The sequence below is a fragment of the Glutamicibacter sp. BW78 genome, assembly GCF_002332245.1.
Taxonomy (GTDB): domain Bacteria; phylum Actinomycetota; class Actinomycetes; order Actinomycetales; family Micrococcaceae; genus Arthrobacter_H; species Arthrobacter_H rhombi_A.
In genome coordinates this window covers 112,116-136,744 of sequence record NZ_NRGU01000029.1, presented here as the reverse complement: position 1 = coordinate 136,744, position 24,629 = coordinate 112,116, and the positions used below count along the sequence as shown (strand labels likewise).

The 24,629-nt window shown below is 64.0% G+C and carries 21 protein-coding genes; 18 read left to right on the top strand and 3 right to left on the bottom strand.

The window, feature by feature from the left end:
• The first annotated feature begins 2 nt into the window (after window positions 1-2).
• The 15 genes from ftsW to nrdR all read left to right on the top strand — a co-directional run bounded on the left by ftsW (window position 3) and on the right by nrdR (window position 17,027).
• Window positions 3-1,532: a putative lipid II flippase FtsW gene (ftsW, locus tag CIK75_RS04375; RefSeq protein WP_241895286.1), complete on the top strand. Its 1,530-nt coding sequence runs from the start codon at window positions 3-5 to the stop codon at window positions 1,530-1,532.
• A complete protein-coding gene (murG, locus tag CIK75_RS04370) occupies window positions 1,529-2,677 on the top strand; it encodes an undecaprenyldiphospho-muramoylpentapeptide beta-N-acetylglucosaminyltransferase (RefSeq protein WP_086999789.1) in 1,149 nt (382 codons plus the stop codon). The genes ftsW and murG overlap by 4 nt, the downstream gene beginning before the upstream one ends.
• Window positions 2,678-2,681: 4 nt before the next feature.
• Entirely contained in the window at window positions 2,682-4,079 is a 1,398-nt protein-coding gene (gene murC / locus CIK75_RS04365) for a UDP-N-acetylmuramate--L-alanine ligase (protein WP_096223266.1), read from the top strand.
• Window positions 4,076-4,819 carry an FtsQ-type POTRA domain-containing protein gene (locus CIK75_RS04360; RefSeq protein ID WP_086999793.1) on the top strand — a complete coding sequence of 248 codons (744 nt, stop codon included), beginning with the start codon at window positions 4,076-4,078 and terminating at the stop codon, window positions 4,817-4,819. The genes murC and CIK75_RS04360 overlap by 4 nt, the downstream gene beginning before the upstream one ends.
• A gap of 197 nt (window positions 4,820-5,016) precedes the next feature.
• A complete protein-coding gene (gene ftsZ / locus CIK75_RS04355) occupies window positions 5,017-6,243 on the top strand; it encodes a cell division protein FtsZ (protein ID WP_086999795.1) in 1,227 nt (408 codons plus the stop codon).
• Window positions 6,244-6,332: 89 nt separating this feature from the next.
• Window positions 6,333-7,073: a polyphenol oxidase family protein gene (locus CIK75_RS04350; protein ID WP_086999797.1), complete on the top strand. Its 741-nt coding sequence runs from the start codon at window positions 6,333-6,335 to the stop codon at window positions 7,071-7,073.
• Entirely contained in the window at window positions 7,070-7,852 is a 783-nt protein-coding gene (locus CIK75_RS04345) for a YggS family pyridoxal phosphate-dependent enzyme (protein ID WP_096223265.1), read from the top strand. Before CIK75_RS04350 ends, CIK75_RS04345 begins: the two co-directional genes overlap by 4 nt.
• A 67-nt stretch (window positions 7,853-7,919) precedes the next feature.
• Entirely contained in the window at window positions 7,920-8,438 is a 519-nt protein-coding gene (gene sepF / locus CIK75_RS04340) for a cell division protein SepF (protein ID WP_086999801.1), read from the top strand.
• 15 nt (window positions 8,439-8,453) lie between these two features.
• Entirely contained in the window at window positions 8,454-8,744 is a 291-nt protein-coding gene (locus CIK75_RS04335; protein ID WP_086999803.1) for a YggT family protein, read from the top strand.
• A gap of 172 nt (window positions 8,745-8,916) precedes the next feature.
• Window positions 8,917-9,645 (top strand): DivIVA domain-containing protein, encoded by a 729-nt coding sequence (locus CIK75_RS04330; RefSeq protein WP_086999805.1) that lies wholly within the window; start codon window positions 8,917-8,919, stop codon window positions 9,643-9,645.
• A gap of 95 nt (window positions 9,646-9,740) precedes the next feature.
• Entirely contained in the window at window positions 9,741-10,325 is a 585-nt protein-coding gene (gene lspA, locus CIK75_RS04325; protein WP_086999807.1) for a signal peptidase II, read from the top strand.
• Window positions 10,322-11,257, top strand: coding sequence for an RluA family pseudouridine synthase (locus tag CIK75_RS04320; protein WP_086999809.1), 936 nt, complete (start codon window positions 10,322-10,324; stop codon window positions 11,255-11,257). The genes lspA and CIK75_RS04320 overlap by 4 nt, the downstream gene beginning before the upstream one ends.
• A 113-nt stretch (window positions 11,258-11,370) precedes the next feature.
• Window positions 11,371-14,934, top strand: coding sequence for a DNA polymerase III subunit alpha (gene dnaE, locus CIK75_RS04315; protein ID WP_086999811.1), 3,564 nt, complete (start codon window positions 11,371-11,373; stop codon window positions 14,932-14,934).
• 57 nt (window positions 14,935-14,991) lie between these two features.
• Window positions 14,992-16,356 (top strand): histidinol dehydrogenase, encoded by a 1,365-nt coding sequence (hisD, locus tag CIK75_RS04310; RefSeq protein WP_086999813.1) that lies wholly within the window; start codon window positions 14,992-14,994, stop codon window positions 16,354-16,356.
• A 179-nt stretch (window positions 16,357-16,535) separates the two neighbouring features.
• On the top strand, window positions 16,536-17,027 hold the full coding sequence (gene nrdR, locus CIK75_RS04305; protein WP_086999815.1) for a transcriptional regulator NrdR: 492 nt from the start codon (window positions 16,536-16,538) through the stop codon (window positions 17,025-17,027).
• Window positions 17,028-17,092: 65 nt separating this feature from the next.
• On the opposite strand, the gene CIK75_RS04300 is transcribed toward nrdR, so the two are convergent.
• Both CIK75_RS04300 and map read right to left on the bottom strand, forming a co-directional pair.
• A complete protein-coding gene (locus CIK75_RS04300) occupies window positions 17,093-17,899 on the bottom strand; it encodes an ROK family protein (protein WP_086999817.1) in 807 nt (268 codons plus the stop codon).
• 31 nt (window positions 17,900-17,930) lie between these two features.
• Window positions 17,931-18,806 (bottom strand): type I methionyl aminopeptidase, encoded by an 876-nt coding sequence (map, locus tag CIK75_RS04295; protein ID WP_087000056.1) that lies wholly within the window; start codon window positions 18,804-18,806, stop codon window positions 17,931-17,933.
• A 97-nt stretch (window positions 18,807-18,903) separates the two neighbouring features.
• Here map and CIK75_RS04290 point away from each other — a divergent pair, with 97 nt between their 5' ends.
• Entirely contained in the window at window positions 18,904-19,089 is a 186-nt protein-coding gene (locus CIK75_RS04290) for a hypothetical protein (protein ID WP_086999819.1), read from the top strand.
• On the opposite strand, the gene panB is transcribed toward CIK75_RS04290, so the two are convergent.
• A complete protein-coding gene (gene panB / locus CIK75_RS04285; protein WP_086999820.1) occupies window positions 19,090-19,944 on the bottom strand; it encodes a 3-methyl-2-oxobutanoate hydroxymethyltransferase in 855 nt (284 codons plus the stop codon).
• Between the two features lie 127 nt (window positions 19,945-20,071).
• On the opposite strand from panB, the gene glnA reads away from it, so the two are divergent.
• Both glnA and CIK75_RS04275 read left to right on the top strand, forming a co-directional pair.
• The gene (glnA, locus tag CIK75_RS04280) at window positions 20,072-21,412 is read left to right on the top strand and encodes a type I glutamate--ammonia ligase (protein WP_086999822.1); all 1,341 of its coding nucleotides are present in this window, start codon (window positions 20,072-20,074) and stop codon (window positions 21,410-21,412) included.
• A gap of 9 nt (window positions 21,413-21,421) precedes the next feature.
• Entirely contained in the window at window positions 21,422-24,574 is a 3,153-nt protein-coding gene (locus tag CIK75_RS04275) for a bifunctional [glutamine synthetase] adenylyltransferase/[glutamine synthetase]-adenylyl-L-tyrosine phosphorylase (RefSeq protein WP_241895285.1), read from the top strand.
• The last annotated feature ends 55 nt before the right edge of the window (window positions 24,575-24,629 follow it).

Sequence of the window (24,629 nt, the reverse complement as noted above, 5' to 3'; positions counted from 1 at the left end):
GCGTGGAACCCCCCACAACACGCCCACCCGGTGGATCGGGCCGCAAGCCCCGGATCCGCAGGGCGGGCCACAACGGGGGGACCGCAGGCTCTGCAGAACAGGGGCCGGGCAACCGGTCTTCCAACGATGCCGGCACCGGCGCGAGGAAGTCCACGTCAAGCGGTAGTGGGCAAGGCAACGGCCAGAAATCGTCGTCCACGCGGAAGAAGGGCCCCCAGGCTCCCGACAGGTCGCGGGGCATCATTACCCGTACCCCGGCCAACGAGAACTCTGCGGCGGCGCGGGGCAAGGCCCGGGAGAAATCCACCACCTCACCGGTGTCACGTTTTTGGAGCTGGGTTGAAGGGGACCCGCGCAAGGACGGACGCACCGGCTACTACCTGATCCTCGGCAGCACCCTGGCCCTGACCGTGATCGGCCTGATGATGGTCCTCTCCTCCTCTTCCGTCGAGGCGATCAGCAAGAACCCCGACGCTTCCTCCTACGATCAGGTCATCAAACAGGGGATCTGGGCCGTTCTGGGGATCGTGATGATGTTGGTCATCTCCCGGTTCTCACTGCCGACGTTCAAGAAGCTGGCCTGGCCTGCGCTGCTGATCAGCGGCATCCTCCTCCTGCTGGTCCTGACACCACTGGGCCTTGAGATCTACGGCAATAAGAACTGGATCAAGATCGGTTCGCTCACCTTCCAACCCTCAGAAGCCGCGAAACTGGCCCTGGCGGTCTGGGCGGCCTCCGTACTGAGCAAGAAATCCAAGCTCGTCGACCAGACCTCTCACGCCTTGATTCCCGTGCTCTTTCCCGGCGGCGCCGTGCTCCTGGGCCTGGTGTTGGTCGGACGGGATCTGGGGACCGCGCTGGTCATCGGGCTGGTCCTGGTGGCCGCCTTGTTCCTGGGGGGCGTCCGACTGAAGCTCTTCGCCATGGCCGGGGTGGTTGGTGCCGCCGCAGCCGTGGTCATGGTCCTGGTCTCCGGCAACCGCATGACCCGCATCTACGCCTGGCTTGGACTGAACTGCGATACCCAGCCCGGCGCCTGCTACCAGTCCACCCAGGGGATCTACGCCCTGGCATCGGGCGGTTGGTGGGGTGTGGGCCTGGGCCAGTCGCGGCAAAAATGGAACTATATTCCCGAAGCCTCCAACGACTTCATCTTCACCATCCTCGGTGAGGAACTCGGCCTCTTGGGCACGCTCGTCGTCGTCGTCCTCTTCGCGATCCTCGCCGTCGCGATGTACCGGGTAGCGGCCAGGCACCAGGACTCCTTCGTCAGGATCGCCACCGGCGGCATCATGGCTTGGCTCATCGGACAGGCATTCCTGAACATCGGTATGGTGACCGGACTCCTACCGGTGATCGGTGTTCCCCTGCCCTTCATCTCCTCGGGCGGTTCGGCGCTGCTGCTCTCGCTGATGGCGGTCGGCGTCGTTTTGTGCTTTGCCCGTTCCCGACCCGACGCCAGCTCCGAACTACCCTCTGAGACCACCTCCTCGGTCGGCACCGCACGCAACGCCAGGAAGGCCAAACCATGAACCATGTCCCCTCGGTGGTGATGGCCGGCGGAGGAACCGCCGGTCACATCTCACCCCTGCTCGCCATCGCCGACGCCCTGCGGGAGACCGACCCCCAGCCCAGCATCCGGCTGGTGGGGACCCCCTCCGGTATGGAGACCCGACTGGTGCCGGCTGCCGGCTATGAGTTGGAGACCATCGCCCGGGTACCGATGCCGCGCCGTCCCTCGCTAGACCTGTTGAAGCTGCCCTTCCGTTTCGTCGCGGCAGTGCGCGGAGCCAAGGACATCCTGCGTCGCGCAGAGGCCGACGTGGTTGTCGGGGTCGGCGGTTACGTCTGCACCCCGGTCTACCTGGCGGCCCGCAGTCTACGGATCCCGGTGGTCGTTCATGAGGCCAACGCCAAGGCTGGTCTGGCCAACCGGGTGGGGGCCCGCTTCGCCGCCGCCGTGGGAACCGTGTTCGAGGGGACCGGCCTACCCGGTGCCGAGTTGGTCGGCATGCCGATGCGCCGGCAGATCGCCGAGCTGGACCGGGTTGCGGCCCGGGCCGAGGCCCGCAGCGCACTGGGTCTGGAGGCGCAGCTGCCCACCCTGGTGGTGACCGGTGGCTCCTCCGGTGCCCTCTCGGTGAATACCGCTCTCATCGGTGGCCTCCGTCGCCTCGCCGAGATTTCCGGCCCCGGACACCCCGGATTCCAGGTCTTGCACGTCACGGGTAGTGGAAAAGCCATGGTGGACGACGCCGGTGTGCCACTTTCGCTGCCGGGCTACCATCAGGTCGAATACGTGGACGGGATGGAACAGGCGTACGCAGCAGCAGATCTGATCATTGCCCGGGCAGGTGCCGGCACGGTCTGCGAGCTGGCTGCCGTCGGGCTGCCCTCGATTCTGGTCCCGCTGCCGATCGGCAATGGCGAGCAGGCACAAAATGCGAACGACCTGAAGGCCACAGGAGGCGCCATCGTGGTGCCCAATGACGAGTTCACGGCCGACTACGTGACGCGGATCGTCCCGCAGCTGCTGGGCGATTCCGCACGTCTGGCCACGATGTCCGCAGCGGCCCGGGCGCTGGGGCGTCGCGATGCCGCCGAGCAGATGGCCCGCCGGGTGCTCAACGCGGCCGCCGGGCAGCAGGGCGCCCGGGAGCAGAAGAGGGGACACTAGGGGAATGCAACAACGTCATACGCTGGCCGAGCTCGGCCGAGTCCATCTGATGGGAATCGGCGGGGTCGGTGTATCGGCCGTCGCCCGACTGATGCTGGCCCAGGGCGTCGCCGTCACCGGGAGCGACGCCAAGGACCTGCCGGTCCTGGATGAGTTACGCGCTTTGGGGGCCCGGATCCACGTCGGCTACTGCGCCGAGGAGCTACCGGAGGCCGATACCGTCGTCGTGTCCTCGGTGATTAAAGCGGGCAACCCCGAATACGATGCAGCCCGTGACCGCGGAATGCGGATCCTCCACCGCTCCGAGGGCCTCGCGGCCACGATGGATGGGCATCATGTCGTCGCCGTCTGCGGCACCCATGGCAAGACGACGACCACCTCGCTGATCGCCGTGATGCTGCGCGAGGCAGGAGTTTCGCCGTCCTTCGCGATCGGTGCGAACGTGGCGGGGCTCGGGGTCAACGCAGAACATGGTTCGGGTCGGATCTTCGTGGCCGAAGCGGACGAATCGGATGCCTCGTTCCTGAACTACCGTCCCGATACGATCGTGGTGACGAATATCGAGGCCGACCACCTGGACCATTACGGCACCGAGGCCGCAGTCCACGAGAGCTTCCACCAGTTCGCCTCATTGCTGCCCGACGGCGGGTTGCTGATCGCCTGCGCCGACGACCCCGGGGCCCTGGCCCTGGCCCGGCGGCTGCGGGCGGAACGGCCCCTGGTGCGGGTGCAGACCTATGGTTTCTCCGACGCAGCTGACCGCCGCCTGAGCAACTCCGCGCCCGAAGCCGGACGGTTCGCCTGCGACCTCGACTGGGGCAGCGGCGAGTCCAGAAGGCTCTCGCTCGCCGCCCCCGGGGACCACAACCTTCTGAATGCGGCGGCCGCCTTCGCCGTCGGTCTGGACTGCGGGCTCGATCCTGATCTGGCTATTGACGGGCTGGCGGCCTTCACCGGTGCCGCCCGGCGTTTCGAATTCCGGGGCCAGGCCCACGGCGTCACGGTGTATGACGATTACGCCCACCACCCGACGGAGGTCCTGGCGGCACTGCGTGCTGGTCGGGCCGTCGCCGGGGAGCACGGCAAGGTCCATGTGGTCTTCCAACCGCATCTGTACAGCCGGACCCGCGAATTCTGGGCCGAGTTCGCTGATGCCCTGTCGCTGGCCGACACGGCCCTGGTGTTGGCGATCTACGCTGCCCGTGAGCAACCCCTGCCGGGGATCCAGGCCAGCCTCATTGCCGAGGCGCTGAACACCGCGGGTGGGCTGGCTGCCCGCGATGACGTGGCAGCCCGGATTGCGGAGGTGGCCCGTAGCGGGGACGTGGTGATGACTATTGGCGCAGGAGATGTCACCGAACTCGGGTCGGTCATCGTTTCGATGTTGGAATCGGGCGCATGAAGGACAGCGCGTCCGGAGGTCCCAATGTCTTCACGCTGCCCGAATCCCCCTCCCGACGCCTGCGTCGGCGGATCCTGTGGATCGGCGGTTCGGTCCTGGCCGTGATCGTGGTCCTGATGCTGGTTCTGCTGTATTCGCCGTTGTTGGCCGTGAAGACCATTACCGTCGAGGGTAATAAACTGGTCCCCACCGCACAGATCGCCACCGCCCTGGAACCCTTGGAAGGGACCCCGTTGCCGCGAATCGGCCCGGGACGGGTCAAGGATCTGTTGGAGGATCAGGTGGCCATTGATGACGTCGTCGTCCAGGCCCATGCCCCCGGGACCCTCGAAGTGCGGATCGTCGAATACGTTCCGGTGGCGATCGTGAAGAACGACTCGAAATCCTACGACCTCGTCGGAAAGGATGGCAGGAAGCTGTCCAGCGTCAAAAAACGGGACGGTGTCAAGCTTCCGGTCATTGATGGGAAGGCCTCCGAACAGGATCCGAAGGTTTTTTCCGCATTGACCAGTGTTTTGGCTGCCTTGCCCTCTTCGACACTGAAAAAGCTTGATCACGCCAGCGCGCAGACCGTCGACTCGGTCGAACTCTCCCTCACCAACGGCCAGACGGTCCTTTGGGGGAGCGACGAACGCAGCGGTGACAAGGCACGGGTGCTCACGGCCTTCCTCAAGGACAAGAAGCAGACGGGCGTTAAGATCTTCGACGTCAGCACCCCTGACCACCCGGTCACCCGGTAGGAACAGGGGCATGACGAAAGAACCACCTCACGGTAATGGTGCGACACGCCTAGGCGGTCGTTGCATGCCGGGGATGCAAAACATAGCGTCTTAGTAGCAGGTACTTGACATAACTATAACCCTCAACCTGAGGGTTAACGTTAGTCCGGTTGAAGCTTCCTAAGACTCAGCAGCACATCGAACAAGGGAAACAGGACGTGGCAGCTCCACAGAACTACCTCGCCGTCATCAAGGTCGTCGGAATCGGCGGTGGCGGCGTCAACGCCGTGAACCGCATGATTGAGGTCGGCCTTCGCGGCGTCGAATTCATTGCGATCAACACCGACGCGCAGGCGCTCCTCATGAGTGACGCCGACGTGAAGCTCGACGTGGGGCGCGAACTGACCCGTGGCCTCGGCGCGGGCGCCAACCCGGAGGTCGGCCGCCAGGCGGCGGAAGACCATGCCGAAGAAATCGAAGAGGTCATGCGCGGCGCCGATATGGTCTTCGTGACCGCCGGCGAAGGCGGCGGAACCGGCACCGGCGGTGCGCCCGTTGTGGCCCGCATCGCCCGTTCGCTCGGGGCTCTGACGATTGGCGTGGTCACCCGTCCGTTCACCTTCGAGGGCCGCCGTCGGGCAACCTCGGCAGAGTCTGGCATCGACGCCCTGCGCGACGAGGTCGACACCCTGATCGTGATTCCGAACGACCGACTGCTCTCCATCAGCGATCGGAACGTCTCGGTTCTCGATGCCTTCCGGTCCGCCGACCAGGTGCTGCTGTCCGGCGTCCAAGGCATCACCGACCTGATCACTACCCCCGGGTTGATCAACCTTGACTTCGCCGACGTGAAGTCGGTGATGCAGGGAGCCGGTTCAGCCCTGATGGGCATCGGCTCGGCCCGTGGTGAGGACCGTGCGGTCCAGGCCGCGGAACTGGCCATCGCCTCGCCGCTGCTCGAGGCATCCATTGACGGCGCCCACGGCGTGCTGCTCTCCATCCAAGGCGGTTCGGATCTCGGACTGTTCGAGATCAATGAGGCGGCACGACTGGTCCAGGAGGTCGCCCACCCGGAGGCCAACATCATCTTCGGCGCCGTCATCGACGACGCCCTGGGTGACGAGGCACGCGTGACGGTCATTGCCGCAGGCTTCGACCAGGTCGACGTCACCAGCGCCCCGGCCCAGCCGCGCCAGCAGCAGGGAGGACCGGCACTGCCGCAGCAGGCTCCTGCCACGACGGTTCCCGGAACCATCCCACTGGCACCTTCCGAAGGCGCCGCCTCGGCACAGTCGATGCCGGGCACTTCGGGGCAGTCGGCAGCTTCGGCTCCCGAGGCCGCCCCGGCCGCGTCCCAGGGCTACGACGAATTGCCCCACGTGGTCGAGCAGGACCTTTCGTCCTCCTCGCACGACGAACTGGATGTCCCCGACTTCCTGAAGTAATTCTCGACAAGGGCCCCTCAGGGCCCGACGGCGCGTGGCCCGGTATCCTTCCGGGCGGCGCGCCGTTGTCTGATTTTAAGGTGGTTGTCTTGCTTCGCTTTGAATTCCCCGGTGCGACGCCGGCGCATGTGGCCTTTACCTCCACCGCCGACGGCAATCTGGCATTGCATGTGGGCGACCGGCAGCAGGAGGTCCTGCAGCGCCGTCGGAGCCTGGAAAACCGTCTCGGACTGGCCGCAGGAGCCCTGCGCTTCATGAACCAGACGCATTCGGTGACGGTCCACTCGGTCGACTCCTCGGAACAAGAAACCAGTGACGGTCCAACCTGGGGCCCAGACGCCGACGCCCTGCTGTCCCCGGACGGCTCGACCCCCCTGGCGGTGATGGTCGCCGACTGCTTGCCGGTCGTGTTCATTGCCTCAGGGGGCGATGGCGGGCTGGTTACGGCAGTAGCCCACGCCGGCCGTCACGGATTGCTCGGCGGCATCCTGCAGAACACCGTGACGGCCATCCGGGAAGCGGCGGGTGAGTCGATCCATGCATGGATCGGTCCTTCCGTATGCGGTTCCTGCTATGAGGTCCCCGCAGAGATGGCTGCAGCTGCCGCTGAGGTGATGCCGGGAATCGAGTCCCACACGTCCTGGGGAACTCCCTCACTGGACTTGCCCGGGGCTGCCGCCATGCTTCTGGAGGGCCTTGGCGTGGACGTCACGGCCACCGGTGTGTGTACGGTCGAAGATCGGAACTACTACTCCTACCGGCGTGATGCACGAACCGGCCGTCTGGCCGGAGTCGTCTGGCCGGCCCCGCTGTTGGAGAGGAACAGATGACCAGCACCCCAGTCCCGGCCCCGAACGAGGCCCCACGCCGCGCTGACCTTGAGCAACGCCTCGAGGCGGTCCGTGAGCGCATTGCCGTCGCCACGCGTGCCGCCGGCCGTGAGCGGGCCCCCGAACTCGTTGTCGTGACCAAGTTCTTTCCCGCCTCGGACGTCCGGCTGTTGCATGAGCTCGGGGTGCGCGAGGTCGGGGAGAACCGTGACCAAGAAGCCTCGGTCAAGGCCATGGAGGTGCAGGATTTGGACCTGAACTGGCATTTCATCGGCCAGCTCCAAAGCAATAAAGCCAAGTCGATCGTCAGATATGCCGCGGCCTTGCATTCACTGGACCGGGCCTCCCTGGCCAAGGCGCTGGGCAAGGCCATGGGCCGTGAGGCGGAACGTCGGGCCGATGAGGGGGTGGCAGCCCGGGAGGATCTCTCCACGCTGATCCAGATCGACCTCCGTTCCGCAGAACAGCGATCCGGGGGCCAGGGGGGTATCGGACGCGGTGGGGCCGAACCCGAAGACGTCCAGCAGCTCGCCGACCTCGTGGCACAGACCGAGGGCCTGTCCCTCGCCGGAGTGATGGCCGTGGCGCCGCTCGGGGACGATCCGTCACCGGCCTTCGAACGACTGGCTGGAATCTCGGCCGCGTTACGCGGGAACCATCCCACGGCGGACTGGATATCGGCGGGCATGAGCCACGATCTGGAACAGGCGGTGGCCGCCGGAGCGACACACCTCCGTGTCGGCTCCGATGTGCTCGGTCCGCGTCCACCGGTGCTGTAGCGTCGTTTGCAGCGGAGACTCAAGCGGGAGAAGACCCCTCGCCGCGTACGATCATAAGGAGAAGACCATGGCTGGCGCCCTGCGCAAGACGATGATCTACCTGGGACTCGCCGACGGTGACGAGCACTACGAGGACGAACAGTCCGAGATGCCCGAGCAGCAGCAGTTGCAGCAGCGTCCGGAGCCCTCCCGTGTCGAGCACGAACGGGCTCCCATGGCCGTCGCCGCTGAACCGGAGACGGAATACCGGGCACCGGTCACCCCCATTAAGCGCGCGCCTTCATCCAGGGACGAGGATTCTTCATTGCGGCAAATCACGACGGTTCACCCCCGTTCATATAACGACGCCAAAATCATCGGAGAAAGCTTCCGAGACGGCATCCCGGTCATCATGAATGTCACCGATATGGGTGAAGGTGACGCCAAACGCCTGGTGGACTTCTCCGCGGGACTCGTTTTCGGCTTGCACGGCAGCATCGAACGCGTCACCAATAAGGTGTTCTTGCTCTCACCGGCGAGCGTTGAAATCCTGGGCGAGGACAAAAAGTCCTCCGAGGACACCGCAACGTTCTTCAACCAGAGCTAGCGGCCGCTTCATACCGTGGGAATTCTCTTCGGACTGATCTATGCGGCCCTGACGGTCGTTCAGGTCATGCTCATGCTCAGGATTGTGTATGACATCGTGCAGATGTTTGCCCGTGGCTGGCGGCCACGCGGTGCGGCGCTGATCCTGGCCAGTTTCGTCTACCGCATCACCGATCCGCCCATGCGCTGGCTTCGTTCCAAAATCAAGCCATTGGACCTGGGCGGGATGCGTTTGGACTTGGCATTCCTGATCCTTTATTTCGCCATCATCATCGCCAAGGTCGTCGTTCTACAGATCGGGCGATAGGCTCTTGGCTCCCGACCGACGGCGAAGGTTCGTCTTCGGTGCGGGAAACGTTATAGTCTTGAAACAGGAAGCATGCTGCGGCAGTTATTGCAGTTTGCTCACATAACCGGTGTAATCGCCCTCGGGTCGCAATCAGGCGGCCGGGGAGAGAACTAAGTATCGAGGTGACCAGATGGCGCTCACGCCAGAAGATGTAGTCAACAAGCGTTTCCAGCCAACGAAGTTCCGGGAGGGCTACGATCAGGACGAAGTTGACGACTTCCTGGACGAGATCGTCGTGGAACTCCGTCGACTGACCCAGGAGAACGAGCAGCTGCGCCAGCGCGTTAGCGAGCTGGGTGGCACCGACGTTGAGACCGGTAGCGTTCCGGCTCCCGTCGCCGCGGCTCCGGCCACCGAAACCGCTGCCGCCCCGGCAGCTGAAACGACTCCGGTGACCGGTAGCGTTGACGAAGCCGCCGAGGAAGCAACTCCTGAGGTCGCGGAAGCCCCTGCTACCGAGCAGACGCCGACGACGCCCGAGGCACCTGTTGCTGCCGCGGCCCCCAGTGCAGAGATGGCTGCGGCAGGATCCGGTTCTGCCGAATCTGCAGCCGGCGTGCTGGCCATGGCTCAGCGCCTCCACGACGAATACGTCGGTGCGGGTGTCGAGCAGCGCGATAAGATCATCGCCGACGCCCAGATGCAGGCCAATAAGCTGGTCTCCGAGGCCGAGGAGAAGAGCACCAAGACGCTCAACTCGCTGGAGGACCAGAAGTCGGTGCTGGAGCGCAAGCTCGATCAGCTGCGCGGCTTCGAGCGCGACTACCGCGCCCGCTTGAAGTCCTACATCGAAGGCCAGTTGCAGGATCTCGAGTCGCAGGGCCCCATCGCGACGCCGGATTCCAAGGACAACGCCTAATCATTTGTTGAGGAGGGGACGCTTCGGTGTCCCCTCCACGACCATGTCTGTCGGCGGCCGGTCACCCGGCCGCCGACATCACGTTAAGGACCCCGATGGATCAGGACCCCGCAGCCCGCGCAGAACATGATGCCCGGACACCCCCACCCCGGGGTGCCCATCGTGTCCTGGTTGCCCTCTCGCTGGGTATTGCCCTTCTCGGAGCGGGCCTGGACCAGCTCACGAAGGCAGTGGTCCAGGACACGATGGAACTGGGCCAGACCATCGACGTGATCGGCTCGGCCCTGCAATGGCATTACATCCTGAATTCGGGGGCTGCCTTCTCCATCGGCACCTCGGTGACTTGGCTGTTCACCATCATCATGGCCGTCGTCGTGATCTACGTTGTGACGCTCCTGCGCAAGGTGCGTTCGGTGTGGTGGGCCATTGCCCTCGGCGGCCTGCTGGCCGGCGCTACCGGGAACCTCATCGACCGGCTGTTCCGCGATCCTTCGTTCGGCATGGGGCACGTCGTGGACTTCATTGCCGTCCCGCATTTCGCGATCTTCAACGTGGCCGACTCCTTTGTGGTCTGTTCCATGATCGGTATCTGCGTGCTGCTTTTCCGTGGCATCGGCCTCGACGGATTACCAACCCAGGAGAAGGAATCCCCTCCGGCGGAGGAAGCCGGCGACGCATGAATTCGAACACCTTCACCATCGGCCCCGAGGAGGCGGGGCGTCGCCTCGACGCCCTCCTGCCCCCACGGCTGGATATCACCCGCAGTGTCGCCGCCAGGTGGTGCGCCGACGGGCATGTGCAGCTGAACGGTAACCGGGTCGCGAAATCCCGCAAGGTGGAGGTCGGTGACGTCATCACCGTCGATCCACCCGCCGAAACAGATCCGTTGGAAGTGAGGGTCGAATACGTGGAAGCCATGAAAATCCTGGCCGAGGACGACGACTACGTGGTCATCGATAAACCTGTTGGTGTGGCAGCGCATCCTTCCCCCGGATGGGTAGGGCCAACGGTCGTCGGCGCATTGCTCGCCGCCGGATACCGTATCTCCACCTCCGGAGCCTCCGAACGCCAGGGGATCGTGCACAGATTGGATGTGGGCACCTCGGGGGCCATGGTGGTGGCCAAAACCGAACGTGCCTATACGGCGCTCAAACGCGCCTTCAAGGAACGTACCCCCTCGAAGACCTATCACGCCCTGGTCCAGGGGTTGCCCGACCCGCTGGCCGGGACCATCGACGCGCCCATTGGCCGGCATCCTGGTCACGACTGGAGATTCGCGGTCCTCGAGGGCGGCAGGGACTCGGTCACGCATTACGAAGTCCTGGAAGCATTCGGCCGGGCCAGCCTGGTGGAAGTGCAATTGGAAACCGGCCGTACCCACCAGATCCGCGTCCACTTCTCGGCGCTGCGCCACCCCTGCGTCGGGGACCAGACTTACGGCGCCGACCCCCGCTTGGCAGCCGACCTGGGGATGACCCGGCAGTGGCTGCACGCCTACCAGCTGGGATTCCCGCATCCGGTCTCGGGGGAGTGGGTCCAGGTCGAATGCGGCTACCCGCATGACCTCTCCCACGCTTTGGAAATTCTGCGCGACGGAGACCTGGGCTACTAATTCCCCGCCCCACCACCACGTCGGCGACGGTCCGGATCGGAGCCCCGCAGGGGACACGCCAGTCGCCGCGCCGCCGACTTCGGTAGCGTGCCACCCGGGCCTAGAATGGATCGGTGGCCAGCTCAAACCGGGACGGATTCGTCCACCTTCATACGCATACCGAATACTCGATGCTCGACGGCGCCGCGCGCCTGACGGACCTCTTCGAAGAGACCAAGCGCCTGGGCATGCCGGCTCTGGCCACGACCGACCACGGCTATCTATTTGGCGCCTTCGACTTCTGGAATAAGGCGACCAGCGCGGGCATCAAACCCATTATCGGTGTGGAAGCCTACGTCACCCCGGGGACCTCCCGTAAGGACAAGACGCGCGTGCGCTGGGGCGAAGCCCATCAGAAACGTGACGACGTCTCGGGTGGTGGCGCATATACCCATATGACGTTGCTCAGCCGCAACAACGAAGGCATGCGCAACCTGTTCAGGGCCTCGTCGATCGGCTCGCTGGATTCGGTCTTTGGCAAATGGCCGCGACTGGACCGGGAACTGCTCGAACAGTACAGCTCTGGACTCATCGCCACCACCGGCTGCCCGTCCAGTGAAATCCAGACTCGCTTGCGGCTGGGCCAATACGAGGAAGCCAAACAGGCTGCTGGTGAATACCAGGACCTCTTCGGCAAGGAGAACTACTACTGCGAGCTGATGGACCACGGGCTGGACATCGAGCGGAGGGTCACGAAGGACCTGCTCCGGCTGGCCAAGGAACTGAACCTGCCGCTGGTGGCGACCAACGACCTGCACTACACGCACGAACATGATGCCAAGGCTCACGAGGCGCTGCTGGCCCTCCAGTCCGGCTCCACGCTCCTGGAGCCCACGTATGACCAGGGTGGATCACGGTTCGCGTTCTCGGGGACCAGCTTCTACCTGAAGTCCCCCCAGGAGATGCGCGCCCTGTTCGCCGAGTTCCCCGAAGCCTGCGACAACACCTTGGAGATCGCCGAGCGCTGCGAGGTCTCCTTCAATACCGACGCGAACTACATGCCCAAGTTCCCCTGCCCGCCGGGGGAAGACGAAACCAGCTGGTTGGTCAAGGAAGTTGAATCCGGTCTGCGGTACCGCTACCCCAACGGTGTTCCCGAGGCCTCGCGTCGGCAAGCGGATTATGAACTGGACATCATCACCAAGATGGGGTTCCCCGGCTACTTCCTCGTCGTGGCCGACTTCATCAACTGGTCCAAGGACAACGGCATTCGTGTTGGTCCCGGACGTGGTTCCGGCGCCGGTTCCATGGTCGCCTACGCCATGCGCATCACCGACCTGGACCCACTGCAGCACGGGTTGATCTTCGAACGCTTCCTCAACCCGGAACGTGTCTCCATGCCCGACTTCGACGTCGACTTCGATGATCGTCGCCGCGGCGAGGTCATTAATTATGTGACCGATAAGTACGGCGACGAACGCGTGTCGATGATTGTGACCTACGGGTCGATCAAGACGAAACAGGCCTTGAAGGACTCGGCCCGAGTCATGGGGCACCCCTTCAGCATGGGTGAAACACTGACCAAGGCCCTGCCACCGGCAGTGATGGCCAAGGACATCCCGCTGGCCGATATCGAGGATAAATCTGCCCAGCGTTACTCCGAAGCAGCAGATTTCCGCCAAATGCTGGCCGCAGATCCGGAGGCCGCCAAGGTCTTCGAAACGGCGAAGGGCATTGAGGGCCTGAAGCGTCAATGGGGTGTCCATGCGGCAGGGGTGATCATGTCCTCGGACCCGATTATCGACGTCGTACCGATCATGCGTCGTTTCCAGGACGGCCAAGTCATCACCCAGTTCGACTACCCGACCTGTGAAACCCTCGGGCTGATCAAGATGGACTTCCTGGGTCTGCGGAACCTGACGATCATTTCCGACGCCATCGAGAACATCAAGATCAACCGCGGCGTGGACCTGGATCTCGAACAACTCGAGGTGGATGACCGGGCCGCCTACGAACTCCTCGCCCGCGGCGATACCCTGGGCGTCTTCCAGCTCGACGGCGGTCCCATGCGTTCGCTGCTGCGTCTGATGCGCCCCGATAACTTCGAAGACATTTCCGCAGTCATCGCGCTCTACCGTCCGGGACCCATGGGCGCGAACTCGCATAATAACTATGCGTTGCGCAAGAACGGCCTGCAGGAGATCACTCCGATCCACCCGGAACTCGAGGAACCCTTGCGGGAGATCCTCGATACGACCTATGGCCTGATCGTGTATCAGGAGCAGGTCATGGCCATCGCGCAGAAGGTGGCCGGCTTCTCGCTCGGCCAGGCAGACATTCTGCGCCGGGCCATGGGCAAAAAGAAGAAGGCGGAACTCGATAAGCAGTACGCAGGCTTCCACCAGGGCATGCTCGACAGCGGATTCTCCGAGGCAGCAGTCAAGGCACTCTGGGAGATTCTGCTGCCCTTCTCCGACTACGCCTTCAATAAGGCCCACTCGGCAGCCTACGGACTCGTCTCCTACTGGACCGCCTATCTCAAGGCACACTATCCAGCCGAATACATGGCTGCCCTGCTGACCAGTGTTGGCGACGACAAGGACAAATCTGCCCTCTACCTCAACGAATGCCGACATATGGGCATCACCGTGCTGCCCCCGGACGTGAATGAATCCCAGCTGAACTTCACCCCGGTCGATACCGATATCCGCTTCGGTATGGGAGCCATCCGTAACGTTGGTTCGAATGTGGTCAACGCGCTGGTCGAGGCCCGGCAGGAGAAGGGCGCCTTCGAAACGTTCACCGACTTCCTGCAGAAAGTTCCCGCGGTGGTCTGCAATAAGCGCACCATCGAATCCCTCGTGAAGGCCGGGGCCTACGATTCAATGGGCCACCCACGGCGGGCCCTGGCCATGATCCACGAGGAAGCCGTCGACTCGGTGATCGTGCTCAAACGCAATGAGGCGGCCAACCAGTTCGACCTCTTCAGTGCCCTGGACGACCCCTCGGCAGGATCCGGACTAGCCATCGACGTCCCCGATCTTCCCGAATGGGAGAAGAAGGACAAACTGTCCTTCGAACGCGACATGCTCGGGCTCTACGTCTCGGACCACCCTTTGCAGGGACTGGGGAACCTGCTGGAACAGCATGCCGACCTCTCCATCACCCAGGTGCTCTCCGAGGACGGGCCGCGGGACGGGCAGATCGTCACGATCTCGGGGATGATCACCTCGCTGCAGCGGCGTATCGCCAAGAATAGTGGAAACCCTTATGCCCGGACGGAGATCGAAGACCTGGGCGGCTCGATGGAGGTCATGTTCTTCGGCCAAGCCTATGGGCCGATCGCCAGCGTACTGGCCGAGGACCTCATCGTCGTGATCCGCGGTCGCCTGCAACGACGCGACGACGGGGCGGTGTCTTTGAATGCCCAGGAACTGACCATTCCCGAGATCAGCGAGGACGGTTTGGCCGGGCCGGTGGTCATCTCGATGCCCAGCCATAAAGCCAACGAATCGGTGGTCTCCCAGCTCGGAGAGGTCCTGCGCACCCATCAGGGCAACACCGAGGTGCGGGTGAAACTCGCCGGAACCCGCAGTGTCGAACTGATGCGTCTGGGCATCGAATTCCGGGTCAACCCCAACCCAGCGCTTTTCGGCGATCTCAAGGTCCTGCTGGGCCCCACCTGCCTCGACATCTAACGCCCCTGCCCGCCGTAGCACTCGGCGGGCAGGGCCTCGACGGCGTAAACTGGTGCGGTGACGAATTCAACCGAAAACCCGGGGTCCTTCCCCGCCCTGCGGACCATCGACTTACGCGGGACCGCGCTGGACCATGCGGCGCTGAAGGCTTCCTTGCCCCGACCGGAGAACGACTTCGCCTCGGCCTCCGAGACCGTTGAGCAGATCATTGCCGATGTCCGGGCCCACGGCTACGCCACGCTCTCCGAGCTGGCTCGACGCTTCGACCATGTGGAGCAACAGAGCACCGCGGTTCCTGCAGCAGCCCGCAGTCAGGCCCTCGAAGAACTCGACCCTGCCGTCAGGGAGGCGCTGGAGGAGTCCATCCGCCGGGCCCGCCTCTTCGCCGCAGCACAGATTCCTGCCCCGGCCAGCGTGGACTTCGGACAGGGAGCCACCGTCACCCAGCGTTGGGAGCCGGTGCGCAGGGTGGGCCTGTATGTCCCGGGAGGGTTGGCCGTTTACCCGAGTTCGGTGGTGATGAACGTCGTTCCGGCCCAAGCCGCAGGTGTGGGCTCCATCGCCTTGGCGTCGCCGCCGCAACAGGAATTCGGGGGGTTGCCCCACCCGACCATCCTCGCTGCGGCCGAACTTCTGGGCATCACCGAAATCCACGCCATGGGAGGCGCCCAGGCCATTGCCGCCTTCGCCTACGGGGTCGACGCAGCTACCTCCCCCACGGACACCGAGGGAATTGAACCCGTCGACGTCATCACCGGTCCAGGGAACGTCTTCGTCGCCACCGCGAAACGCCTGGTCAAGGGCGTTGTGGGCATCGATGCGGAGGCCGGACCCACCGAAATCGCGATCCTCGCAGACGCAAACGCCACGCCCCGCTATGTGGCCGCCGACATGATCAGCCAGGCCGAGCACGACCCCAACGCGGCGGCGGTACTGGTGAGCGAATCCACCGAGTTGGTGGCAGCTGTTCGGGAGGAACTCGAAGTCCAGGTCGCTGGCACCCAACATGTCGACAGGGTGCGGGCCGCGCTGGGGGGCCGCCAATCGGCAGTTATTCTGGTCGACGACCTCGAGGCCGCGTTGCGCGTCTGCAATGCCTACGCCGCCGAGCACTTGGAGATTCTGACCTCAGATTCCACCGCGGTGGCCGACCGGGTGACCGCTGCCGGAGCCGTTTTCGTGGGGGAGTACAGTCCGGTCAGTCTGGGCGACTACAGTGCCGGGTCAAACCATGTTCTTCCGACCAGCGGGACCGCGGCATTTGCCTCGGGACTGAACGTGCTGACGTTCCTGAAGGCCATCCAGGTCATCGACTATCCTGCCGCTGCGCTGCATGAGGTCGGTGAGCACGTCGTGGCCCTGGCCCGGGCCGAGGACCTCCCGGCGCACGGCGACGCCGTGATTCAGCGTATCGGAGGGTGACTAGGGACGACGGCGATGCCCGCCACTGACGTCGCTGGTTGGCGGCTCGGCGGGTGCTGTTGTCGCAGCGAACACGGCGGATCATCTCAGCCATGACATGATGGTGCTGCCGTGAACATGTTTTTGATCACGTCGCCGGTACAGTTCTCCGGCCCATGACCCCAGGAAAGGTGGAGTGGATGCGTTGCCCATTTTGTAGGAACTCAGACTCCAGGGTCGTTGACAGCCGGCTGACCGAGGACGGTTCGGCCATCCGCCGGCGTCGTCTGTGCAGCTCTTGCGAACGACGATTCACGACCTTGGAAACGACAAGTCTCAATGTCGTCAAACGTTCCGGCGTCGCCGAACCCTTCGACCGCGCGAAAGTCATTTCCGGGGTCGGTAAGGCCTGCCAGGGCAGGCCCGTCACCGATGACGATCTGGCGTTGCTCGCCCAGGAAGTCGAAGAAAGCGTCAGGGCTTCAGGAGCAGCGGAAATCAACGCCAACGACGTCGGACTGGCCATTCTGGGGCCGTTGCAGAAACTCGACCAGGTGGCCTACCTGCGTTTCGCCAGCGTCTACCAGGGCTTCGACTCGCTCGAGGATTTCGAAAGCGCGATCGCCAAATTACGCAGCGAAGGCCAGCCGCCGTTGGACGCTGCCCAACAACGGCCGCTGACCGCCGAGTAGGGAGCGCCTCCCTTCCGGGTCACGACGGCTTCTTGCCGCCGGCCCGGATCGTTGACGGGCGAGCGCTAGTCGTGCAAACCGTGGTGGATGGCTGACTGCAGGGCGCCGCCGACGATACCGGCATTATTTTTCAGATGCGCCGGTTCGATCGGTGTGCGGAGGTCGAGTTGAGGCAGGAAGTCCTGCGATCGTTTCGAAATTCCGCCGCCGACCACGAAGAGCCGCGGTGAAAAGAGGAATTCCACGTGCGAGAAATAGCGCTGCAGCCGCACGGCATACTCTTCCCAGGACAAATCATCTCGTTCCCGGGCCGAGGCTGAGGCCTGCGTTTCGGCGTCGTGCCCGTCGATTTCCAGATGGCCGAGCTCCAAGTTGGGCACCAGGACGCCGTTATGAACCAGACCAGAGCCGATGCCGGTGCCCAAGGTGATGAGCATGACCGAGCCCTTGACTCCCGCCCCCGCCCCGTACCTGGCCTCGGCCAGTCCGGCGGCGTCGGCGTCGTTCATGACCTGGACCGGACGTTTCAGCACGTCGGTGAACAACGTGTCGACATCCGTGTCGATCCACGATGTGTCGACGTTGGCTGCCGAGAGCGCCACGCCTTCGTGGATGATCGCCGGGAAGGTGATGCCTACCGGGGCGTCGCCGGCCGGGGACTGATCCCGGGTGCCGAGTTCCTCGACGATTTGCCGGACGACCTCGGCCACGGCCTCCGGGGTGGAAGGAGTCGGCGTATCGATGCGGAAACGCGAGCCGATGAGCTTGCCCTTCTTCAGGTCGACGATGCCGCCCTTGATCCCGGTACCGCCGATATCCACACCGATGGCGGTGGAGACGGTGTTCTTCTTGTTTTTCTCGTCCTTCGACATGGTGCTCCTCAGCGGGGGTAGGAGGGCCGGGTCAGGCCACGGTCAGGATTTCGGCGCCCTGGTCGGTCACCAGGAGGGTGTGTTCGAACTGGGCGGTGCGTTTGCGGTCGCGGGTCACAGCCGTCCAACCGTCGTCCCACATGTCCCACTCGACCTTCCCGAGCGTGAGCATCGGTTCGATGGTGAACACCATCCCGGTCTCGATGAGCCGTGAGTAGGCGGGAGCGGCGTCGTAGTGCGGGATGATCAGCCCGGTGTGGAAGGCCTCACCCACGCCGTGACCGGTGAAGTCACGGACGACGCCGTAGCCGAAACGCTTCGCGTAGGCAGAAATGGTCCGCCCGATCACGTTGATCTCGCGTCCGGGCATCACCGCTTTAATGGCCCGGCGGAGAGACTCTTCCGTCCGTTCAACCAGCAGACGTGAATCCTCGTCGACGTCCCCGGCGAGGAAGGTGGCGTTGGTATCGCCGTGGACACCGTTGATGAAGGCGGTGATGTCGATGTTCACGATGTCCCCTTCCTGCACCATCGTGGTATCGGGAATGCCGTGGCAAATGACTTCGTTGATCGACGCACATAATGATTTGCTGAAACCGCGGTAGCCCAACGTGGAAGGGTAGGCCCCGTTTTCGATCAGGTAGTCGTGACCGATGCGGTCCAGCTCATCGGTGGTCACTCCGGGGACGACTGCCTTCCCGACCAGTTGCAGGGCTTCGGCGGCGATCTTCGAGGCGTGGCGGATCCGTTCAATGGTTTCGGCGGACTTCACCTCGGAACCCTCGAACTTGGCCGGTGCCGGTTTGCCGACATATTCGGGACGGGTGATTGAGGCCGGAACATGACGTTGAGGCGTCGGGGTACCGGGGACGAGATTTCCAAGGGGTGCTGTGGACGTACGTGGCATGTTCTCGATCCTATCGCCAAGTTCGAGGCCCGGAGTATGGTGGGCTCCCCAGATGAGCCCGGACGTGAGCCGGGGAACCGCAGGAAAGAGGTACGGCATGAGTGACGGCAGTGAAACCACGGGCGGCAATTTCTGGTTCAACGTCAACACCAAGCAGGTTGAAGCCGGTCCGCAATCGGACTGGTCGCAACTGCTGGGCCCCTATGACACCCGTGAGGAAGCCCAAGGCGCACTGTCCCAAGTGGCCCGGAACAACGAGGCCTGGGACGACGACGAGGACTAGCTAGAAGCCGTGTTCCTCCGCTGGGAAGGTCCCTTCGAGAACGTCACGGTGGTACGCGGAGGCTGCCTCGCCCATGACCTGGCGGAGGTCGGCATATTTCTTCACAAAGCGGGGCAACTTACCGGGGTTCAACCCCAACATGTCCTGCCAGACCAGGACCTGTCCGGTGGTGCCGGCACCGGCGCCGATGCCGATGGTGGGAACCGAAACCGCGGCGTCGACGGCGGCGGCGACCTCGGAGGGCACCATCTCCATGAGGACGCAGAACGCGCCGGCTTCCTGGAGGGCCGTGGCATCGTCGATGAGCTGTTGGGCGGCCCCACCGCGACCTTGGACCTTATAGCCACCGAGGGCGTGTTCGGCCTGCGGGGTGAAACCGATATGGGCCATGACCGGGATTCCTGCGTCGACCACCGCACGGACGTGCTCCGCGCGTCGGGCGGTGCCTTCCATCTTCACCGCATGGATCCCCGTCTCCTTCATCAGTCGTACCGATGATTCGACGGCAAGCTGGGGGGAGGCCTCGAAGCTGCCGAAGGGCAGATCGCAGACGACCAGACTGTGCCGCGCGCCGGCGGTGACGGAGCGGGCGAAGACGCTCATCTCGTCGAGGGTGATGGGCAGGGTGGTCGAATATCCCATGACGTTATTTGCGGCAGAGTCACCCACGAGCAGGACCTCGATGCCGGACTCGTCGAAGATGGACGCAGCATACTGGTCGTAGGCGGTCAACATGGCAAAGCGTCGGCCCTCTGCCTTGGCGCGGGCTAGATGCCCGATGCGGACCCTGCCGCTGACTGGGGGCGCGGGAGTGGACTGACCGGAGTCGTAGGGGGAGGGCTGTTCGTGCGACATGGCTATCACGATACGTCACCTGTGCGCCGGGACACTCGGTCGTGCACGGATTCCGAGTAGGGTTAAGCGCGGTGGAACGGCCCGAAACCACCGCAGCATTCGCCGGATCAGACGAGGAGCGACGCATATGGACCGCCAGCAGGAATTGGTGCTCAGGACCATTGAGGAGCGCGACGTGCGTTTCGTACGCATGTGGTTCACCGATGTGGTCGGATCACTGAAGTCGGTGGCCTTGGCCCCGGCGGAGGTCGAGGGTGCGTTCGAGGAAGGGCTCGGGTTCGATGGTTCTTCCATCGAGGGCCTGTCGCGGATCTACGAATCCGACATGCTCGCTCAACCGGATCCCTCCACCTTCCAGATCCTCCCGTGGCGCGGGGAGATCGAACCGACCTCACGCATGTTCTGCGACATCCTGACCCCCGAAGGCGAACCGTCCCCGGCGGATCCCCGGCATGTGCTCAAACGCCAGTTGGCGGCAGCAGCGGAACAGGGATTCACCTGCTATACCCACCCGGAGGTGGAGTTCTACCTGTTGAAGTCCGATGACTTGGGCGATAACGGTGAACCAATCCCCGTGGACTACGGCGGCTACTTCGACCATGTGACCGGCGGCGTGGGGCAGGATTTCCGTCGTCGTGCGGTGACCATGCTCGAGGCGGTGGGCATCTCCGTGGAGTTCAGCCACCACGAGACCGGACCCGGACAGAACGAAATCGATCTGCGCTACGCGGACGCACTGCAGACGGCGGATAACATCATGACGTTCCGGACCGTCATCAAGGAGGTGGCGCTGCAGCAGGGGATCTACGCAACCTTCATGCCCAAGCCCTTCTCCAGCCATCCGGGATCGGGCATGCACACCCACTTTTCCCTCTTTGAAGGCGATACCAACGCGTTCTTCGAAGCAGGGCAGGAGTATCAGCTCTCGCAGACCGCCCGGCAATTCATCGCCGGCATCCTGCACCACGCCCCCGAGTTCACCGCCATCACCAACCAGTTCGTGAACTCCTATAAGCGGCTCTGGGGCGGGGGAGAGGCGCCCAGCCACTTATCCTGGGGCCACAACAACCGTTCCGCCCTGGTGCGTGTGCCGTTGTATAAACCGAATAAGGGCCAGTCGGCACGGGTGGAATACCGGGGCATAGACTCTGCCGCCAACCCGTACCTGGCCTACGCGGTCATCCTCGGTGCCGGCCTGAAGGGGATCGAAGAGGGGTACGAGCTCGCACCGGCAACCGACGACGACGTCTGGGGTCTCAGTGCCGCCGAACGCCGGGCCATGGGCCACGCCCCGCTCCCCGGATCGCTGCATGACGCCATCCGTTCCATGGAGGACTCCGAACTGGTGGCCGGTATCCTCGGCGAACAGGTTTTCGATTCCTTCCTCCGCAATAAGCAGGACGAATGGAACGAATACCGGCAATACGTCAGCCCCTTCGAAACCTCCCGCTACCTCGGCATTCTCTAGGCGGTTTCCGTGAGCCTGACGCGACAGCTGATTTCCGCCGGGTTCGACGACGTCGAGCGGGCCAAACGGTTCCTCGGCGACGAGGTCCTCGCCGGAGCCGACGAGGCTGCACTGCTGGCTGGTCTGCGCGCGGCAGCCGATCCGGATCAGGCCCTGTTGCTGGTCCTGCGCCTGGCCGAGCGGGCCCCCGGGATCCTGGACCGACTGCACGACGTCGAGGCGGCGATCCCGGTATTGCGCCTGCTGGGTGCCTCGGAAGCTCTGGGAGATTTCCTGGTCAGGCATCCGGAACAACTGCGCATCTTCGCCCCGGAGGACCAGCCCGCCAGTGAAGACCCCCAGGAGAAGGATTCCGTCGGGGACGCCGCCCCGGGGGCAGATCCCTCCACGACCGAATCCGGTGCTTTCGAGGACGGTGCCGATACCGCACTCGTGTCCGAAGTGCCCGAGGGGTGGCGTCAGATACCCTACCGGACGTTGCGCCAGCGCATGCTGCAGGCGGTAGGCGCAGACCCGGACCACCACGTGCCGGTAGCCATCCACGAGGGAAAGAACGGCTACGCCCTGTTGCGTGTCGCCTACCGGGCAGGACTCGCCCAGCTGGCGCTCCGTGATGTTGGTGCGGAGGATCCCTCGGCCGTCATGCCTGCCGTGGCAGCGGAACTGGCTGATCTGGCAGGGGCAGCCATTGATGGCGCCCTGGCCATCGCCCGGCTCGAAGCCGCCGAAAGGTTCGCCTCCGAAGACGTCGCCGCAGTGCATTTGGCAGTCATCGGGATGGGGAAGTGCGGGGCCTGGGAACTGAACTATATTTCGGACGTCGACGTCATCTACGTCCACGGGGCCGAAGACCTGGACGATGATCGTGCCGCCGAGATCGCGGCGACCCTGGCCATCGGCATCTCCCGAGTCATCAATTCCCCCGGCCCGGAGCCGGCCCTGTGGGAAGTCGACGCGAACCTGCGGCCAGAAGGCAAGGATGGGGCGCTTTCAAGGACGTTGTCCTCACATGTGGCCTACTACGAGCGGTGGGCCAAAAGCTGGGAGTTCCAGGCCTTGTTGAAGGCACGGTGTATTGCCGGGGACATTGAACTGGGGCGCCGCTATGAGGAAGCCGTCGCTCCGATGATCTGGAATTCCTCGGAGCGGGACGGTTTCGTGGAATCGGTCCAGGGGATGCGTAAACGGGTGCTGGAGAATATCTCACCCGATGAACTCTCCCGTCAGATCAAGCTGGGCCCGGGCGGATTGCGCGATGTCGAATTCACCGTCCAGCTCCTGCAACTGGTTCACGGCCGCGTCGACGAGACCCTTAGGGTGCGGGATACGACGTCGGCCATCACCGCTTTGAGCGTGGGCGGCTACATCGGGCGTGCCGATGCCGCAGATTTCGATCAGGCCTATCGGTACTTGCGGGTTCTGGAGCATCGCCTCCAATTGGTGAACATGCGTCGTACCCACCTCATGCCGGTGAAGGAGGCCGCCCTGCGCGTCTTGTTCAGGGCCTCGGGCGGGAAGGCCATCAGCGGGCGCAAACCTGCCGACGAACTCACCCGCCAATGGCAGAACACCAAGCGTTCGGTCCGGCGTTTGCACGAATCGATTTTTTACCGGCCACTCTTGGCTTCGGCCTCAAACCTTTCCACCGATGAGGTCAGGCTCTCACCCGCCGCAGCACAGGCACGATTGGCCGCGTTGGGCTACCTTGACCCCAAGGGGGCCATGCGCCATATAGAGGCACTCACCACTGGTGTGCGGCGTCGTGCCGCTTTACAGCGTCAGCTCCTGCCGGTGCTGCTCGAATGGCTGGCCGAGGGGGTGGATCCAGATGCTGGTCTGTTGGGTTTCCGCCGGCTGAGCGAGGCGCTGGGGGAATCGCATTGGTATCTGGGCATGCTGCGTGACTCCAAGGCAGCCGCCGAACGGCTCTGCCATGTGTTGTCGGGTTCGCGTTTCATCACCGACCTCCTGGAAGTTTCCCCCGAGTCGGCGTCCTGGCTCGGAGATGACCGAGAATTGCGGCCCCTGCCCTTCGAGCAGCTCTGGCAGGAGAATGCATCCAAGCTCAAACGGCATGGCAACCCGGAGTCGGCCATGCGCCTGGTGCGTCTGAACCGGCGACGTGAGTTGCTCCGGATTGCCTTAGCCGATTCGGCCGATCTGCTGAGCATCGATGAGATGGGGTGGGCCCTGTCTGATGTGGATCGGGCGGCAGTCTTGGCTGCTTTACGGGTGGCCGAGAGCCACGAGTTCGAGACGACCCAGCGGTTAACCGACTTGCTCGTGGTGGCGATGGGGCGCCAGGGCGGCCGGGAGATCGGCTACGGCTCGGATGCGGATGTGATCTATGTTCACCGACCGCTGGAAGGGGCTGATCCGCAAAGCGCACAGCAGCAGGCACTGCGGATCTTTGCCCATGTGGGAAAGCTGCTCACTCAGCCGCTGAAACCGGCAGTGCTCGCCGAACCCAAGCTGGTGGTCGACGCTGCCTTGCGGCCCGAAGGGAAGAACGGTCCGCTGGCCCGTTCCCTGGAGTCCTATCGTGGTTACTACGACCGCTGGGCCCTGGTATGGGAGCGTCAGGCGCTCCTGCGCGCCCGCCCGATGGCTGGTTCCGATAGCTTGGCCGCCGAATTTATGACCCTGGTCGACGGCGTACGATACGGCCGTGGAGCCAGCCCCGACGAACTGCGTGAGATTCGCAGGGTCAAGGCCCGGGTGGAAGCAGAACGGCTGCCGCGTGGCGCGGACTCCACTCGACATGTGAAGTTGGGGCGCGGCGGTTTGAGCGACGTCGAATGGCTCGTTCAACTCCTGCAGCTCGAACATGCCAAGGACCATCCTGAATTACGGACCACTTCCACGCGCGAGGCACTGGCCACGTTGGCTGACCTCGAGCTGCTGCCCCGCGGCGACGTCGAACTATTGGACCGGGCGTGGCTGCTGGCGACCCAAATCCGTGGTGCCTCGGTGGCCTGTACCGGGCGTGCCTCGGATGTCCTGCCCCGGTCGTGGCGTGACATGGAAGCCGTCGCGCGGTGGTGCGGGTATCCGGCAGGAAACGCTTCCGAGCTGGAAAATGACTACCGGCGTGTGACACGCAGGGCCCGCAGCGTCTTCGAGAGACACTTCTACGGATTCGAGGAAAATGGCCATGACTAACTGGGCTGCCTCACTCGCAGGGCACAATGGAACGCAGGAGACCACGACGCTGCCA

Excerpts from the sequence above, each read along its gene's own strand:
- murG (WP_086999789.1), top strand. The coding sequence starts at position 1,529 with ATGAACCATGTCCCCTCGGTGGTGATGGCCGGCGGAGGAACCGCCGGT.
- murC (WP_096223266.1), top strand. The coding sequence starts at position 2,682 with ATGCAACAACGTCATACGCTGGCCGAGCTCGGCCGAGTCCATCTGATG.
- CIK75_RS04360 (WP_086999793.1), top strand. The coding sequence starts at position 4,076 with ATGAAGGACAGCGCGTCCGGAGGTCCCAATGTCTTCACGCTGCCCGAA.
- CIK75_RS04345 (WP_096223265.1), top strand. The coding sequence starts at position 7,070 with ATGACCAGCACCCCAGTCCCGGCCCCGAACGAGGCCCCACGCCGCGCT.
- sepF (WP_086999801.1), top strand. The coding sequence starts at position 7,920 with ATGGCTGGCGCCCTGCGCAAGACGATGATCTACCTGGGACTCGCCGAC.
- CIK75_RS04330 (WP_086999805.1), top strand. The coding sequence starts at position 8,917 with ATGGCGCTCACGCCAGAAGATGTAGTCAACAAGCGTTTCCAGCCAACG.
- lspA (WP_086999807.1), top strand. The coding sequence starts at position 9,741 with ATGGATCAGGACCCCGCAGCCCGCGCAGAACATGATGCCCGGACACCC.
- CIK75_RS04320 (WP_086999809.1), top strand. The coding sequence starts at position 10,322 with ATGAATTCGAACACCTTCACCATCGGCCCCGAGGAGGCGGGGCGTCGC.
- nrdR (WP_086999815.1), top strand. The coding sequence starts at position 16,536 with ATGCGTTGCCCATTTTGTAGGAACTCAGACTCCAGGGTCGTTGACAGC.
- CIK75_RS04300 (WP_086999817.1), bottom strand. The coding sequence starts at position 17,899 with ATGTCGAAGGACGAGAAAAACAAGAAGAACACCGTCTCCACCGCCATC.
- map (WP_087000056.1), bottom strand. The coding sequence starts at position 18,806 with ATGCCACGTACGTCCACAGCACCCCTTGGAAATCTCGTCCCCGGTACC.
- CIK75_RS04290 (WP_086999819.1), top strand. The coding sequence starts at position 18,904 with ATGAGTGACGGCAGTGAAACCACGGGCGGCAATTTCTGGTTCAACGTC.
- panB (WP_086999820.1), bottom strand. The coding sequence starts at position 19,944 with ATGTCGCACGAACAGCCCTCCCCCTACGACTCCGGTCAGTCCACTCCC.
- glnA (WP_086999822.1), top strand. The coding sequence starts at position 20,072 with ATGGACCGCCAGCAGGAATTGGTGCTCAGGACCATTGAGGAGCGCGAC.